Source organism: Actinoplanes sp. NPDC020271, from assembly GCF_044388125.1.
GTDB lineage: Bacteria > Actinomycetota > Actinomycetes > Mycobacteriales > Micromonosporaceae > Actinoplanes.
Genome location: NZ_JBIRWQ010000006.1, coordinates 352246 through 366862, shown reverse-complemented (window position 1 = coordinate 366862; position 14617 = coordinate 352246). Strand labels below are relative to the sequence as shown.

The 14617-nt window shown below is 68.5% G+C and carries 14 protein-coding genes; 5 read left to right on the top strand and 9 right to left on the bottom strand.

The annotated features are described in order from the left end of the window. Positions 1-518 precede the first annotated feature (518 nt). Positions 519-2864, top strand: coding sequence for a PAS domain S-box protein (locus ACH442_RS16795; protein WP_396338909.1), 2346 nt, complete (start codon positions 519-521; stop codon positions 2862-2864). A gap of 253 nt (positions 2865-3117) precedes the next feature. Here ACH442_RS16795 and ACH442_RS16790 read toward each other — a convergent pair whose 3' ends face one another. From ACH442_RS16790 to ACH442_RS16770, 5 genes are all read right to left on the bottom strand, one after another. Further along, a complete protein-coding gene (locus tag ACH442_RS16790) occupies positions 3118-3426 on the bottom strand; it encodes a (2Fe-2S) ferredoxin domain-containing protein (protein ID WP_396338908.1) in 309 nt (102 codons plus the stop codon). Between the two features lie 89 nt (positions 3427-3515). Then, on the bottom strand, positions 3516-4682 hold the full coding sequence (locus ACH442_RS16785) for an HAD-IC family P-type ATPase (RefSeq protein ID WP_396338907.1): 1167 nt from the start codon (positions 4680-4682) through the stop codon (positions 3516-3518). 134 nt (positions 4683-4816) lie between these two features. Next, a complete protein-coding gene (locus ACH442_RS16780) occupies positions 4817-5491 on the bottom strand; it encodes a DUF305 domain-containing protein (protein ID WP_396339016.1) in 675 nt (224 codons plus the stop codon). Positions 5492-5577: 86 nt separating this feature from the next. Further along, the gene (locus tag ACH442_RS16775; RefSeq protein ID WP_396338906.1) at positions 5578-6021 is read right to left on the bottom strand and encodes a DUF6153 family protein; all 444 of its coding nucleotides are present in this window, start codon (positions 6019-6021) and stop codon (positions 5578-5580) included. Positions 6022-6095: 74 nt separating this feature from the next. After that, positions 6096-6878 (bottom strand): methyltransferase domain-containing protein, encoded by a 783-nt coding sequence (locus ACH442_RS16770; protein ID WP_396338905.1) that lies wholly within the window; start codon positions 6876-6878, stop codon positions 6096-6098. Positions 6879-6887: 9 nt separating this feature from the next. Between ACH442_RS16770 and ACH442_RS16765 the strand changes: the two genes are divergently transcribed. Beyond that, on the top strand, positions 6888-7316 hold the full coding sequence (locus ACH442_RS16765) for a MerR family transcriptional regulator (RefSeq protein ID WP_396338904.1): 429 nt from the start codon (positions 6888-6890) through the stop codon (positions 7314-7316). A gap of 72 nt (positions 7317-7388) precedes the next feature. Here ACH442_RS16765 and ACH442_RS16760 read toward each other — a convergent pair whose 3' ends face one another. Beyond that, positions 7389-9557: a heavy metal translocating P-type ATPase gene (locus tag ACH442_RS16760; RefSeq protein WP_396338903.1), complete on the bottom strand. Its 2169-nt coding sequence runs from the start codon at positions 9555-9557 to the stop codon at positions 7389-7391. Positions 9558-9957: 400 nt separating this feature from the next. After that, positions 9958-10590, bottom strand: a complete 633-nt coding sequence (locus ACH442_RS16755) for a trimeric intracellular cation channel family protein (protein ID WP_396338902.1) — start codon at positions 10588-10590, stop codon at positions 9958-9960. Between the two features lie 319 nt (positions 10591-10909). Between ACH442_RS16755 and ACH442_RS16750 the strand changes: the two genes are divergently transcribed. Next, complete coding sequence (locus tag ACH442_RS16750) at positions 10910-11725, top strand: hypothetical protein (protein WP_396338901.1); 816 nt, start codon at positions 10910-10912, stop codon at positions 11723-11725. Positions 11726-11788: 63 nt separating this feature from the next. Here the strand turns inward: ACH442_RS16750 and ACH442_RS16745 are convergent, their stop codons facing one another. Both ACH442_RS16745 and ACH442_RS16740 read right to left on the bottom strand, forming a co-directional pair. Next, positions 11789-11932: a hypothetical protein gene (locus tag ACH442_RS16745; RefSeq protein WP_396338900.1), complete on the bottom strand. Its 144-nt coding sequence runs from the start codon at positions 11930-11932 to the stop codon at positions 11789-11791. 316 nt (positions 11933-12248) lie between these two features. Then, positions 12249-12752, bottom strand: a complete 504-nt coding sequence (locus ACH442_RS16740) for an HXXEE domain-containing protein (protein WP_396338899.1) — start codon at positions 12750-12752, stop codon at positions 12249-12251. Between the two features lie 416 nt (positions 12753-13168). Between ACH442_RS16740 and ACH442_RS16735 the strand changes: the two genes are divergently transcribed. Then, positions 13169-13966: an ATP-binding protein gene (locus ACH442_RS16735; RefSeq protein WP_396338898.1), complete on the top strand. Its 798-nt coding sequence runs from the start codon at positions 13169-13171 to the stop codon at positions 13964-13966. Further along, on the top strand, positions 13963-14616 hold the full coding sequence (locus ACH442_RS16730; protein WP_396338897.1) for an STAS domain-containing protein: 654 nt from the start codon (positions 13963-13965) through the stop codon (positions 14614-14616). The genes ACH442_RS16735 and ACH442_RS16730 overlap by 4 nt, the downstream gene beginning before the upstream one ends. Position 14617 lies beyond the last annotated feature (1 nt).

Below are 14617 nucleotides of genomic sequence, written 5' to 3'. Positions count from 1 at the left end.
TCCCGGTGCAGGTGGTCGGCGCAGGCGACGGTATTCGATCGCGGCCGAAACACGATCGCCGTGTGCACGGCAGCCGCCGCGACCTACGGTTGGCCGCACCGGGCGTAGGGCTGCACGTGTCAGGCTCGAAGGATCGATCGGCCGATCGGCCTGCCTTCACGCGAAGACGACACCAGGCACTCCTGGATGTGGTATTAACCAGGTAAAGCTGCCAAAGTCGGATCTCGGCGTGGTCAAGGAAGTGATCCCTATGTCGAGCTCGCCAGAGATGACCGATGTTCAGCGAGCAGTGCCGGCTGCGGTATCGCCGAGCTCAGTACCGAGCGCCGGGAGTGTTTATACCGTTCATGCGGGTCGTGACCGGGCATCGAGGTGGCTGACGTGTCGAGGCTAGATCTATTCCGTCGGCTGGCCCACCGGGAATGCGACAGGCACAGCGCGCAAGCGGCTGGCCGGGCGTGGCTGGTCTTGCGAGTCGTGGGCGCTGTTCTGGACGGCAGGAGCGTCAGGTGCCACTGATGAGCACCGGCGATCGGCAAACACCTGCGGACGGCGATCATGCCGGTGCGGTGCTGTCATCGGTGGTGACCTCGGCAGCCGACGCGGTCATCGCCTGCGACCGGCAAGGCCGGATCACCCTGTGGAATCCGGCTGCGGAGCGGATCTACGGCTACCGGTGGGACGAGGTGCATGGCCGGCGGGTCATGATGCTGTATCCGCCCGAGGTCGCCGACCGAGATCGGCGAGTATTCGATCGCGCCCTTGCCGGCGAACCGACCCCGCAACTGGAGACGGCACGTCAGCGCCGTGACGGTCAGGTCGTGCCGATGCGGATGTCGTTCGCGCCGATCGTCGAAGCCGATGCGACAATCAGCGGAGTGGTCAGCATCGCCCACGAGCTGACCCAGGAACTACGTGAACAAGCCCGGATGGCAGCACTGTTGCGAGCCTCACCCGACGCCGTCATGGGGGTGGGCGCAGACGGGCTCATCTCGTTCACCAACGAATCGTGCGATCGGATGCTCGGCTACGAGCCCCAGGAGTTGATCGGCCGACCCGCCCGAACCCTGTTCACCCACGACATGCGACAGGCGATGATCGACCTCAGAACGCAACTGTTCACCGATCCGGCACTGCGCGCCGAAACACGCACGATCGCCACTCGCATGCTGCGCAAAGACGGAAGCGTCTTCGCCGCGGAAACCACGATCAGCTGGCTGCACGACGCCCGAGATCCGCAGATGATCACCGCTACCCGGGACCTGACCGCGTTGCGGCGCGCCGAGTCGAAGCTGCACAACCTGCTGGAAGTGATCCCCGAGGCAATCACTGGCATCGGACGGGACTGGCGGATCGCGCTGGTCAACGAAGCCACCGAGAGACTGGTCGGTCAGCCGCGAACCGCGCTGCTCGGGCGCCCCTACGTGGAACTGCTGCCGGATGCGTCCCGCGACGCTGTCCACCAAACCTTCGTCGAGGTATTCGACGCTGCGCCAGGCTCGTCGCCACGAACGGTATACGCCGACGTTATCCGCGCCGACGGCAACCGGATGGTCACCGAAAACACCGTGGCGCACCTCATCGCCGAGGACGAGGAGATGCTGGTGGTAGCCGGGCGCGACATCACTGACCGGCTGGCTGCCGAAGCGGAACGCGCCGAACTGGTGGCTCAGGTCGCCCGGCAGAAAGCGGAACAGGCCGCCCAAGGCGCGCAACGCATGGAATCGCTGGGCCAGCTCGCCGGCGGCGTCGCCCATGACTTCAATAACCTGCTGGCGATCGTTCTCAACTACGCCAGCCTGCTCGGCAGCGACATCGCCGACCTCGCCGAGGCTGACCCCCAACGATGGCAGTCCTTCGCCGACGACCTTACCAAGATCGAACACGCCGCCCAGCGCGGCGCCGCTCTCACCCAGCAACTACTGCTGTTCAGCCGTCGCGACGTCAACCAGCCTCAAGTCCTCGATCCCGCCACCGTGCTCAACAACCTGCGTCCCCTGCTGCACTCGGCCATCGGCGAGCAGAACCGGCTACACGTCGACATACAACCGAACCTTCCCGCCGTACGACTGGATCCGGGACAACTCGAACAAATCCTGGTCAACATCGCCGTCAACAGCCGCGACGCCATGCCCCACGGCGGAAACCTGCGCATCACCGCCGACGCCGGCTTACCTTCCGACGACGATCCGGGATACCAACCCGAGCCCGATGCCAGCCAAACGTATCTACGGCTACGCATCACCGACGACGGCCACGGCATGCCCGCCGAGGTTGCCCAGCGAGCCTTCGAGCCCTTCTTCACCACCAAACCCAAAGGACGCGGCACCGGCCTGGGACTAGCGACCGTCTACGGCATCATCAGCCAAGCCAACGGCTGCCTGCGCCTGCAATCCGAACCGGACGCCGGCACCACCGTCACCGTCCTGCTACCAGTCACCGACGAGCAACCACCTACCCACACCGGCAGAACCACGACCAGCGGCGACGCCCGGTCGACACCCCAACGCACCGTTCTGCTGGTCGACGACGAAGAAGGCGTCCGCGAATCGACCGCCCGTGTGCTGACCCGTCACGGCTATCACGTTCTCACCGCCGCTGACGGGCAGCAGGCCCTGAACCTGGCCCGGCAACACGAAGCCAATATCGACATCCTGCTCACCGATATGATCATGCCGAACATGCACGGCGCCGAACTCGCCGAGCACGTCACCGCCCTGATCCCCACCATCCAAGTCATCTACATGTCCGGGTACGCCGAACCACTGGTCAACACCCGCCATGCCGACGACCAAAGTATCTATCTGCTGGAAAAGCCATTCACCGCCTCCGCACTGATCGACGCTCTCACCACGGCCAACTGATACTCCGGCCTGTACTTAAACTGTGCCAGGAGCGGTGTTTCCTGCCCCGAAGGCGCATCGTGTGTCGCACTTCAACCGGTGACACTCGGACCGCTCACCACATTGGAGTCGACGAACCCATTGCCGGCTTTGATGTGGTGACTGGCTCCGGGAACCTTCTCGTCGTCGTGCCACTGCTGCCCACCGCCTGGCCTGGGGTCACCTGGTCATGAGGGTGTGGCGAGCGGCCGCCAGGGGACGTCCTCCGAGGGAGTCAGGCCAGCTGCTGACGGACACGGCGGGCCGGGGTGATGACGTAGAGGTCGAGGATGCCGGGCGGATCGACCAGACCGGGGCCGCCCGCGCGGATCCAGGCGGCGATGTCGTCCGCGATGCCGGGATCGTTGGCCAGGCCCAGCCATACCGGCCGGCCGCCGGCCCGGCGGCCCTCGGGCGAGGGCTGCACGACGATGACATTGGCGTGTTCGCACGCGTCGAGGCAGCCGCTGACGCGGACCTGCGCCGTCGCGGCCAGCGATTGACGCAGCTGGAACAGCTGCGCGGCATGGTCGACGCCGGACACCTTGGGTGTGCCGCAGCAGCAGCCCCGGCACACGGTGACGGTGCAGCCGGGTGCCGGGCCGCTACCGGCGGAGGGCCGGGACCGGCGGCTCACGACGCGGCACCGGGAGCACGGCGCCAGGCCCGGTTGGACAGCAGGCGCAGGCCGTTGAGGCCGACGATGACGGTCGAGCCTTCGTGGCCGGCCACACCAAGCGGCAGCGGCAGATGGCCGAACAGGTCCCAGCAGACGAGCACGGTGATGAACGTGCCGGCGATGACCAGGTTCGCCACGACCAGCCGACGGGCGCGGCGCGACAACGCGATGGCGGTGGGCAGGGCGGCCAAATCATCGCGGACCAGGACCGCGTCGGCACTGGACAGGGCCAGGTCGGAACCCCGGGCGCCCATCGCGACACCCAGGTCGGCGGCGGCCAGCGCGGGTGCGTCGTTGACACCGTCACCGACCAGCAGCACCCGCCGCCCACCAGCCTGCAGCGTGTGGACGTGCTCGACCTTGCCGACCGGCATCAGCCCGGCGTGCACGTCACTGATACCGGCTTCGTCGGCGAGCCGGGCCGCGGCACCGGGGTTGTCGCCGGTGAGCAGCACCGGACGGGTGCCGGTCAGCATGGTCAGCGCGGACACGGTGGCGGGGGCGGCGGGCCGGATGCGGTCGGCCAGCGCGAGCACACCGGCGGGAAGGCCGTCGACGAGCACCACCACGGCAGTACGCCCAGCGGCCTGCGCGCTCGCCGCGACGGCACGCGCCTGAGCCAGGGGGCCGGGGTGGTCGGTAACGGTGTCGAGCAGGACGGGGCCTTCGGCGTTCATCAGGGCCGTCATGTCGAGTTCGTCGATGCCGGCCATGTCGCCGTGGTCCATGCCCCCCATCGCGTCGCCGCCGGCGCTGGCGCTGGGCATGGGCTTGCCCCACGCGGCCAGCCACCGGTTCATGGTGTCGATCTCGGGCTGCTGGGCGCTCTTGATCGCCGTGGCGAGCTGGGTGACACGGGGATCGCCGGCGTGACCGGTGGCCATGGCGGCCATCGTGATGGCCGACTGGTGGTGCGGGATCATCTGCTGGACGAAGGCGAGGTCGGCATCGTTGAACGCCGCGGTCGAGGCCGCGGTCGCTGCCGGCCCGGCGTCGTGGGCGCCGGGCGAGTCAGCGGTGGTGTCGCCGCAGGCGGACAGCAGAGCAACGGCGCAGGCGGCAGCGCCGGCCAGCAGGCCTTTGCGCCAGCGGGACAAGGGCAGCTGTGAAGTAGACGTCATGGTGGTGTGGAGCAACCTTCCAGGCGAGGCGAAGACAGAGGGTGAACGCGCGGTTCGCGGATGCCGTCGACCGGGACCCGGTGCTGCGCATGTCGCGCAGCACCGGGCGTCGGACTATGACCTGTTAAGCGCGGTCAGAGCTTGCTGAGCAGGCCCTTCATGGTGGTGATCTCCGCCTGCTGATCGGTGATGATCTTCTGGGCGAGGGCTTTGGCGTCGGCGTTGGATCCCTGCGCGACTTCCTGCTGGGCCATGGTGATCGCGCCTTCGTGGTGGCTGATCATCATGGTGAGGAACTGCTTGTCGAACGCGGCGTCCTTGGCCTTGCTCAGCGTGTCCATGTCGGCCTGCGACATGGCGCCGGGCATCGCGCCGTGGCCCATGCCGGGCATGGCCGAGGCGTTCATGCCGGGCATGCCGGCCGAGCTCGTCATCGGCATCGGGTGGCCCCACGCGCTCAACCACTGCGTCATGGTGTCGATCTCGGGCTGCTGGGCGGCCTTGATCTTCGCGGCGAGGTCGGTGACGTCGCCGCTGGCGGCACGGCCGTCGGCCAGTACGGCCATCTCGATGGCTTGCTGGTGGTGCGGGATCATCATGGTCGCGAACATGACGTCGGCGTCGTTGAACGTCGCTGCCGCGGCGGAGGCGGCCGTGGTCGCCGTCATGCCGCCGTGGTTCATGCCGGAGTCCGACGAGGTGCCGTCCCCGCCACCGCAGGCCGAAAGCACGAGCGTGGCGGTCACGGCAGCGCCCGCCATCAGGCCACGGCGCCAGGTGGCAGAAGGCAGCATGGAGGTATGCAACATCGCAGTATTGACCTTTCGACAGAAACGAGTGAATGCGCGAGCGCCTCGCAGCCCGGCACGCATGCCGTGGCCGCGGGGTGGGGCTCCTATATGCGCAGCACCGCTGTCGAAGCGAGGGTCAGTCCCGTACCGGTGGGTGGCGGCGCCCGGCTGGCGTGCCGCTGCGACCCGCCGAGGCCACGCGGCCGGGGACCGGAACGGGCGGCGGCCAGCAACACCATCGCCAGCAGGATCACCACGGCGAGCCCGCCCAGAATGGCCAGGCACACACTCCACGCACTCATGTGCCCGTGATCGTGGTGGCCGTTGCGGTGATCGTCCGGGCAGTCCCCCGTCATCGCGGCGGCCACGAATGACACCGTCGGCAGGCTCACCGCCGGCACCATGGCGGTCATCGACGCCGGGGCGTGATCCTCGACGCGGACGCCGGCGTGGCCCAGGGTGTGCATCATCGCCAGCCCGAACACGGTGCACAACAGCAGCATCGCCCGGGCGCCACGCCCGATCATTGCCGCGGTTGCGCCGGTCACGGCGACCACGATAGCGCGCACACCGTAGCCGATCTCGGCCGCAATCGACCACGCCGAACGTGGTCGCCGGTCGCCTATCCGCGACCGGGACCAGTGCCGGCGGCGACGAAGATGGGCAGGGCGAGCAGGAGCCGGTCGGCTGCCGCGCGATCACGTTGCTCGGCCAGCCAGGTGTCGGCCTGCTCGGGCGTGATCGCCGCAGCCCTCACCGCAGCATGAGCGAAGCCGGTGAGCATGGGCAGCATGAACTCGCCGGTGAACACGCCCGTGCGCACCTCCATCGACACCTGATCGAAGCCGGCGTCAAGCAACAAAGTCCGGTAAGCGCGCGCCACCCGGGGCCGGCGAACACTGTCGGCGCGGGCCTGCACGATGCGCCGGGTCAGCATGCCGTCATCGGCATCGATCACGATGGTGTCCCAGTCCTGGCCGAGCAGCACGATGCGGCCACCCGGCCGCAGCACCCGCCGCGCCTCGACCAAGGCCGCCGCGGGATCGCTCAATTCGTGGAACACCTTGTCGGCCCGGTACCCGGCGGCCTCACCGTCACCCAGAGGTAGCTGCTCCGCAGACCCGGCCCGCAAATCGGCACCCGGATACCGGCTACGGCCCAGACTCACCATGGCCTCGGACACGTCGACCCCGATCGCGGTGACGCCCCGGCTGGCCAGCTCGGCCACGGCCCGGCCGGTGCCGGCCCCGACGTCGATCACTGTGTCCCCGGCGCGCAGGTGCAGCAGGTCGTAGGAGTGCTGCCGCAGGGTGACCGCTTCGGGTCGTTGCTCGGCGGCGTCGAGCAGGGCCACCATCGTGGCCATGTCATCACGGGTCGTGGCGTGGTGCGCGTCGTGTGTCATCCTGCGAGGGTGGAGTCTCAGGTCGACCTGAAGTCAACCTCGGACGATCCGGTCATGGGCATCGGGCAGGCCGGGCAGCGCTTCGGCGTCGCCGCGCACGTGCTGCGGCACTGGGAGTCGATGGGCCTGCTGAGCCCGGAACGCACCCGTGACGGTCACCGGCGCTACCGCCGGGCCGACCTGATCCGCATCGCGGTCATCCTGCGCGCCAAGGACGCCGGCCTGAGCCTGGACGCCATCCACCAGATGATCACCTGCGACGATCCGGACGTCCGGCAGCGGACGCTGCAGCACCAGCGCGACGTCCTGGCCCAGCGCATCGCCCGCCAGCAAGCCGCGCTCGCCCTGCTGGACTGCGCCCTGACCTGCAGCCATCCGGATGTCGCCACCTGCCCGCACTTTCAGCAGGTAATCGCCCAGCGCGCCGGCCTGACCTGACACCGGCAGCGAATCCACCCGGCAGACACGGCCGCCGACCATGACCGGGATGCGGGCCGGCCGGCGGTTCCGCTATGCCTGCGGCGTCAGGTGGACCCGGCGCAGCAGCTGGGCGTTGAGCGCGACCACGATCGTCGAAGCGCTCATCAGCACCGCCCCGGCCGCCGGGCTCAACGTGATCCCGGCAAAGGCCAGCACCCCGGCGGCCAGCGGGATCGCCAGCACGTTGTAGCCGGCCGCCCACGCCAGGTTCTGGATCATCTTGCGATACGACGCCTTCGACAACCGGATCACCCCGGTCACCGCACGCGGATCCGAAGATGCCAGCACCACGCCGGCGGACTCGATCGCCACATCGGTACCGGCGCCGATGGCCAGGCCCACATCCGCGCGGGCCAGCGCCGGGGCGTCGTTGACACCGTCACCGACCATTCCCACTCGCAGACCGCGCGCCTGCAACTCGGCCACCGCCCGGTCCTTGTCGGCCGGCAACACCTCGGCGAACACCTCATCGGCCCCCGCAACGAACCCCAGGTCCGCAGCGACCGCCTCGGCAACCGGCCGGGCATCCCCGGTGATCATGACGATCTTGCCGATCCCAGCGGCGCGCAGCTGCGCGATGGCCTCCCGGGCTTCCGGCCGGACCTCGTCCTCCAGCGCGAACACGGCGATCACCGACGCCTCACCGGGCTCCTGCACGCGTAACAGGTGCAGCACCGCCGCACCACGGCCGGACCACTGCTGTGCCACGGCCCGCAAGTCGTCGGGCATGCTTGCGCCGAGTTCGCGCAGCAGTGCCGGGCCGCCGACGGCGTAGGTGTCGCCGTCGACGACGGCCTGCACACCGCGACCGGTCAGCGACCGGAAACCGGTCGCGGCAGCGTGCAGCTCGCGCTCGTGAGCCACCGCCGTCAACGCCCGAGCGAGGGGGTGCTCGCTGTCGGCCTCGACCGCCCCGGCGATCCGCAACGCCTCGTCCTGGCTGAACCCGCGGGTAACGGCAGTGCCGGTCACCGCGTGGGCGCCCTTGGTCAGGGTGCCGGTCTTGTCGAACAGCACCGCGTCGACGGTACGCATCCGCTCGAGGGCCAGCCGGTCCTTGACCAGGATCCCGGCCTTGGCCGACAACGCCGTCGACAACGCGATGACCAGCGGGATGGCCAGGCCGAGCGCGTGCGGGCACGCAATCACCAGCACGGTCACGGTACGCACGACAGCCTGGTCGACGTCACCTATCGCCCACCACACCACGAACGTGACCAGCGCGGCCGCAGTGGCGATGTAGAACAGCATCGCCGCGAACCGGTCCGCGAGCACCTGTGCCCGACCACCGGCCGCCTGAGCCTGCGCGACCAGACGCCCGATCCCCGCCAGGGCCGTGTTCTCCCCGACCGCGTCCACCCGGACCCGGATCGCCGAATCCGTCGCGACAGTGCCGGCCACCACCCGATCACCGGGGCCCCGCGACACCGGCCGTGACTCGCCGGTGATCATCGACTCGTCCAGTTCCGCCGTGCCGTCGACGATCCGCCCGTCAGCCGGGACCCGGCCCCCGGAGCGCACCAGCACGGTGTCCCCCACCGTCAGAACGTCCACGGCGACCCGCTCCACACCGCCGTCAGCGGTGACCCGTTCGGCGTCGTCGGGCAGCAGCGCGGCGAGCGCTGCGAGGGCGCCCTGGGCCTGACCGATCGCTTTCATCTCCTGCCAGTGCCCGAGCAGCATGATGGTCACCAGCGCGGCCAGCTCCCACCAGAAGTCCAGATCGAACCAGCCGAAGCTGGTCACCAGCGACGCGGTGTAGGCCACCGTGATCGCCATGGAGATCAGCAGCATCATCCCCGGCGCACGGTCACGCACCTCGGTGACCGCACCGGCCAGGAACGGCCAGCCACCGTAGAAGAACACTGCGGTGCCCAGCACCGGGCCCACCCAGGACAACCCGGGCAAGTCGAGGGTGTAACCGAACCAATCCATGATCATGTGACTGGTCGCCACGATCGGGACCGTCAGGGCCAGGCTGAGCCAGAACTTGCGGCGGAACACCTCCGGGTCGTGGCCCGCATGCTTGTCGTGCCCGGCATGGTGAACGGCATCGTGCGACACGGCGCCGGCATGGGCGGCGTGCGACACCGACGTCTGCGTGTCCTGGGTGTTTGCTCTGATGCTCTGATCACGGCCCTGCGGACTCATCACGGCCGAATCGCGGAACCCGTGGTCGTTGTGGTCTTCGCTCATCATGTCGACCACCTCCACCACCCAAGCTATACCCCCCTGGGGTATACGGCAAGTGGCTGTGAGCCCCGGCGCTACCTGCATTACCCGCCTCAGGCGGCTCCCACCAAGGCACGCTCAGTGCACCGACACAGCTAAATCCGCAGGTGCAGCCGCCAGGCTGCGGTCGCAGACCGGATGCGTCTGCTCCGCCGAGACCACCCCATCCGACCGCGAATTCCACACCCGCACCGGCCCCATACTCGACCGCTTGCCCGGGTGAACTGCCCGACCGAAAGCGTTCAAGGGTGCCCGGTGGGCGAGCACGGACAGCGCAATATCCAGGGTCGGCCGGCTCGGATCCGCACGAGCGATTGTGCCTGCAAGCGGGGCCGAGTCGCGCCGGTCAAACAGAAGGGCGGTGGCTTTATCGTTTCCGCCCGGCGGGGGCGGTCGGGGCGGTCCAGTGGCGGACCATGGCGAGGATCCGGAACAGGAAAACGGCGAGCGCCGCGCTCGTCGCGATGACGGGCATGTGCAGCCCGGCGCGGTCGGCGACGGCGACTATCGTCGCGCCGGCGCCGGCCGGGATCGCATAGAGGTCGGTCTCGACCCGGACAAGCGCCGGAGTCTCGCGGGCGGTGATGTCCCGGAGAACACCACCGCCGACTGCGGTAACCACGCCGAGAAGCACCGCTTGGACGGGGCCGAGGTGGCACTCCAGAGCCTTCAGCGTCCCGGTCACGCAGAACAGGCCGAGCCCCGCGGCGTCGAAGACGAGCACCGGAAAGGACAACCGGTGGACGAGCGGGTGGGCGAAGAAAGTAACCGCCGCTGCGATCAGCGGGATGATCAGGTAGATGCCATTGCTGAAGGCGGCCGGTGGTGTGTTGCCGATGACGACGTCGCGGACGATGCCGCCGCCGAGCGCGGTCAGCAGCGCGAGGATCACGATTCCCACGACGTCGAACTTCTTCTGGATCGCCATCAGGGCGCCGGAGGTGGCGAAGACGTAGAGGCCGGCGAGTTCGAGAACGCTGACCACGGTGCTTGCCGACATGCGGACAGCTTGTCAGCGCGATGTTCGGCCTCCGGCGACGACCTGCCGGTGCCCGGCCGAGTCTCGCGGCAGATCAGGATGTCTCAGCGATTTGGCGAGGGCTCGCCGTAGAGGTCAATGACGCGAGAGTGGAGTGCGATTGACATTGGTTGATCGCTTTGAAGCTTTTCGGCTGAGTTGTGGCGTGCGGTGCGAACGGGGCTGACCCTGCCGTCTTGTGTCGTGGCGTTTCGGGTCCGGGAGGTCTGGCTCATGTCGATCCCTGCCGGGCGGCCTGGCAGAGCTGGTTCATCATGGAGTCATGCCGCGGAACCCGCTCTTGCCCGTGCTCGCCTGTTCCCGGGCCGTTCTGGTCGGCCGGGACGTACCCGAGCCGGACGTCGACTACGGTCTCGGCCGCGGTTGGGAGTCGGCCGAACTGGCGACGACGCAGCTGAGTCAGGTCCTGCTCTCACCGGCCCACCAGACCTTCGCGACGACGAGCGTCGCGGAGCTGGTCGGTAATTCCTCCCCGGCCGAGGTCATCGAGGCGATGCGCGGGGCTGCCGCAGCGGTGTCCGACACCCTGCTGTTCTCCTACTGCGTGACCGGCCCGATCAGCGACCAGTCCGAGTTGGCGACCGTCGCGCAGATCATGCGTGACAGTGCGGCCACCCGCCTGGTGGTGCTGCTGGACTGCCCGGACTTCGCTCTCTCCTTGTCGCATTTCCTCCGCTTGGTCGACACCGAACCGGACCGCATGTCGCTGCTCGCAGGCGGGCGAGACATGCTGTTCACTTCCGAGATCGACCCGTTGACCAGCAATCTCGCCGAGGCTATCGCGGTCGGGGTTGAAGGCGGCCCCGAGGCGCTGGACCTGGCGTCGCTGCGTGACGCGGTCCGGGCCAAGTACACCGCGTTGCGGGAGGCGGTCGAAAACGAGTGGATCCCGGGGGTGAAGAGTTTGATCTGCCGCGGAGGAGATCGTGTGGCGCTCGGCATCAACCTGGCGATGCCGCCGAGCGGGACGGAGCCACAAGGCCACGAAGCGCCCCGCAGCGGTGTGGCGCTCGGCACCGACCTGCCGATGCCGCCGAGCGGCCGGTCAGAGCGTAGCGCCGGGACTGCCCGTCCTGTGGCATCGCCAACGCCGTGATTCGCTGCACGGCGGTGAAGTCAGCATCGTTGACCAGCGCGGCATGCGTCCGCCGAGTGGAGATCACCCAGTCGGCGCGCGGATTCGACACCCGCTCCGGCCCTGGCCAGAGCGCTTGTCACCGGGTCTGGCCTCACGATGATCAGTGAACTGCCGATTCCACACCTGCCGGCCCGTGTACCGCGGATTGGCGAGGATGGTCGCCACCGTCCGCAACGTCAACACCGCCTGCAGCCGGTGAGGATTGCGCGTACGGTCATACGCCCCGGCGGGGGCACCTGCCGCTCGTTCGGCTCCCGCGCGATCCCCCCAGCACTGCAGCCGTCGAGTCGGCACGCGAAGATCCGCTGCACATGCGGAGCCGTCACCGGACCCACCTCCAGGCAGTGCAGCCTGCGGGCCCACTTCGCGTGGATCGTGTTCGGGTGCGGGCCCGCATCAACGCACTCAGCGCAGTTCGATCGGCTTTTACAGCGCCGCCTTGGACTCGCGGCGACCGTATCGGCCGAGGGCAGATGCCGGGTCAGTCGTGCATCAGCCGGTACATCAGCGCGTGGACACCCATCAACATCACCGGGCCCGCCACCGCGACGGCCACCGCAGCCACGTCGACCTCGGCAACACCCTGCCGGGTGAGCTCCCGGCGAGCCCACAGCCAGTACGGGATGACGATCACCGGTGCCGTGAGCGCGCCCGAGACGTACCGGCGTGCGACAGCGACCATCCCGAGATGGCCGAATCCGTGCAGCCCATAGGCCAGCAGAACTCCGCGGAAGAACGGTGAACGCCCTTGCGTTCGGGCCCCCTCCACCGAAGCAGCGCCGATCAGCAGACCCATCATGGCGATACTCGCACTGACATGCCGCTGCGAGACACCGTCACGGCGCAGTCGCTGCGGAATCGGTAACACCGCCGGCAACCGCGGCAAGACATACCGGCTGCTGCGGCTCATCGTCCACAACTCCTCAAGATCGCTGAGCGCCCAGGTGAGAAACAGCCCAGCCGCGATTTTGTTCATCGGTGCCATCACGCCTCCTGCCCGGGTCGTGCGCGCCGCCGGCGCAGCCTCGCATCCCGATCTCACAGCGACTTCCCCCAGCGAGAAACCCCCGCCCGCCACACCGTGTCTCCGCCCGCATCGTCAGCCGTCCCGCACCTTTGGGGCCAGGGGCAAAAGTCCTCGGACCCCGCATCGGGGCCATCCGGCCTGAGGTCCGCAGGCCGTCAGGCGAAGACGGCGCTGCCGACACTCGGCATTGCCACACACATCCGTTGACCGATACGAATGCAGAGATTGCGGCTTTTAGCAGTATCCATAGGATGCGTAAATCGCGGTCACGGTGAATCCGTCGCGCGCTCGACGCCCGGGATGGTGCGGGTGGCTAGTGTCGCAGGTGAGAGCCCAACAGGGGGTGTCGGACGGATTCACAGAAGGCTGTCGTCGTGCAGAAGACGTTCCTGGTGGCTCAGACCTCACGGGTGAGCTGCACCAGTGATCCTGATGAAGCGTTGACCAGCATCGCCGTACGCGGGCAGTGGGACGCCGAATTGCGTACCGAGACAGCACGGGCGCTGCGAGCATGTGTGACCGAGACACCGCGGGCAGTGCTGGCCGACCTCAGCGATCTTGGTGATCCGGCCGGCAACTCGGCACAGACATGGCAGACCGCGGCGCGCTTCGCGTCGGAGAGCCGGATACCGACCAGGATACTGGTGTGTGCGGCGCCACCGCGGGTGCGGCGCCGGCTGACAGCCGAGTCCGCACGCTACCCGGTGGCGGTAGCCGACAGTATCGGCGCAGCACGCGTTCTGCTGGGCCCGTTCCAAGGGTGGAATCATCGTCGATTCGCGTTGCGTCTGCCGCCGGAGCCTGCCTCGGTGGTAGCAGCCCGGGCCCTCGCCGGTGCGGCGTGCGTGGAATACCACCTGGCCCATCTGATCCACCCGGCTCGCCTGATCATCTCCGAGCTGGCCGCCAACGCGGTCGAGCATGCGGAAACCGACTTCGCGGTGCAAGTGTCAGTCCGCGGCCCGTTGCTGCATCTGGCCGTCCGAGACCAGGACCCACAGCAGCCCCACCTGATCGAGGCCGGCCCCGGGCCGGCTTCGACGGCCCTGCTCGCGCGAGGCTGTGGGTTACGGGTGGTCACCGAGGCAGCCACGGCGTGGGGAGCCCTGCCGTGCCCTGACGGCAAGACCGTCTGGGCCACTCTCGCGATCGGCGGAAGACCCCTCCCATGAACGCACCAGATCACCAGGACGTTCCACGGCTGCACACGGTCGTCGAGTCAGCCGAGGACCACTGCACGGTGACACTCACCGGCGAACTCGATCTGCTCACCGCCCCTGTCCTGGTCCAACTGCTGAACACCGCGACCAGCGTCCGGCATCTGAGCCTCGACATGGCACAACTCAGCTTCTGCGACCTGGCCGGGCTGCGCGCCCTGCTTCAGGTGTATCAGGCCGCCGGCGAACGTGGTGGCACTCTGGCCATTCGGAACCCACCCTCACATGTCGTGTGGCTGCTACGCCGCACCGGCACCACGGATCTTCTCCTCGACGACCGCGCCGTCATCGGCGCCGGCGAGAGTGATGACGCCGACGATCAACCGACACCCTGGCCGCAGAACACACCGACCCCACTGCGTGCCCCGACTGCCGGGCACCACCCGACCGAGCCCCCCGACGACCGCGATCGGCGCGCCGACGACCGGGACCTGCTCGATCGGGAACGGGGCCGGCTCCTGGACGAACGAGCTCACCGAGTGAAAGAGCACCAGCGGTGGGAAGACATCCGCGAGGACCTCGCCAACGCCAGAGAACACGACCTCGAACAACGCGAAACCGCAAATACGGAACCACCTCAGCGAGACGGTCAGCGCGAGGCCTGAC

What these genes read in the sequence shown, in the direction of transcription:
- ACH442_RS16795 (WP_396338909.1), top strand. Translation starts at nt 519, where the DNA reads ATGAGCACCGGCGATCGGCAAACACCTGCGGACGGCGATCATGCCGGT.
- ACH442_RS16785 (WP_396338907.1), bottom strand. Translation starts at nt 4,682, where the DNA reads ATGACGTCTACTTCACAGCTGCCCTTGTCCCGCTGGCGCAAAGGCCTG.
- ACH442_RS16780 (WP_396339016.1), bottom strand. Translation starts at nt 5,491, where the DNA reads ATGTTGCATACCTCCATGCTGCCTTCTGCCACCTGGCGCCGTGGCCTG.
- ACH442_RS16770 (WP_396338905.1), bottom strand. Translation starts at nt 6,878, where the DNA reads ATGACACACGACGCGCACCACGCCACGACCCGTGATGACATGGCCACG.
- ACH442_RS16760 (WP_396338903.1), bottom strand. Translation starts at nt 9,557, where the DNA reads ATGATGAGCGAAGACCACAACGACCACGGGTTCCGCGATTCGGCCGTG.
- ACH442_RS16755 (WP_396338902.1), bottom strand. Translation starts at nt 10,590, where the DNA reads ATGTCGGCAAGCACCGTGGTCAGCGTTCTCGAACTCGCCGGCCTCTAC.
- ACH442_RS16740 (WP_396338899.1), bottom strand. Translation starts at nt 12,752, where the DNA reads ATGGCACCGATGAACAAAATCGCGGCTGGGCTGTTTCTCACCTGGGCG.
- ACH442_RS16730 (WP_396338897.1), top strand. Translation starts at nt 13,963, where the DNA reads ATGAACGCACCAGATCACCAGGACGTTCCACGGCTGCACACGGTCGTC.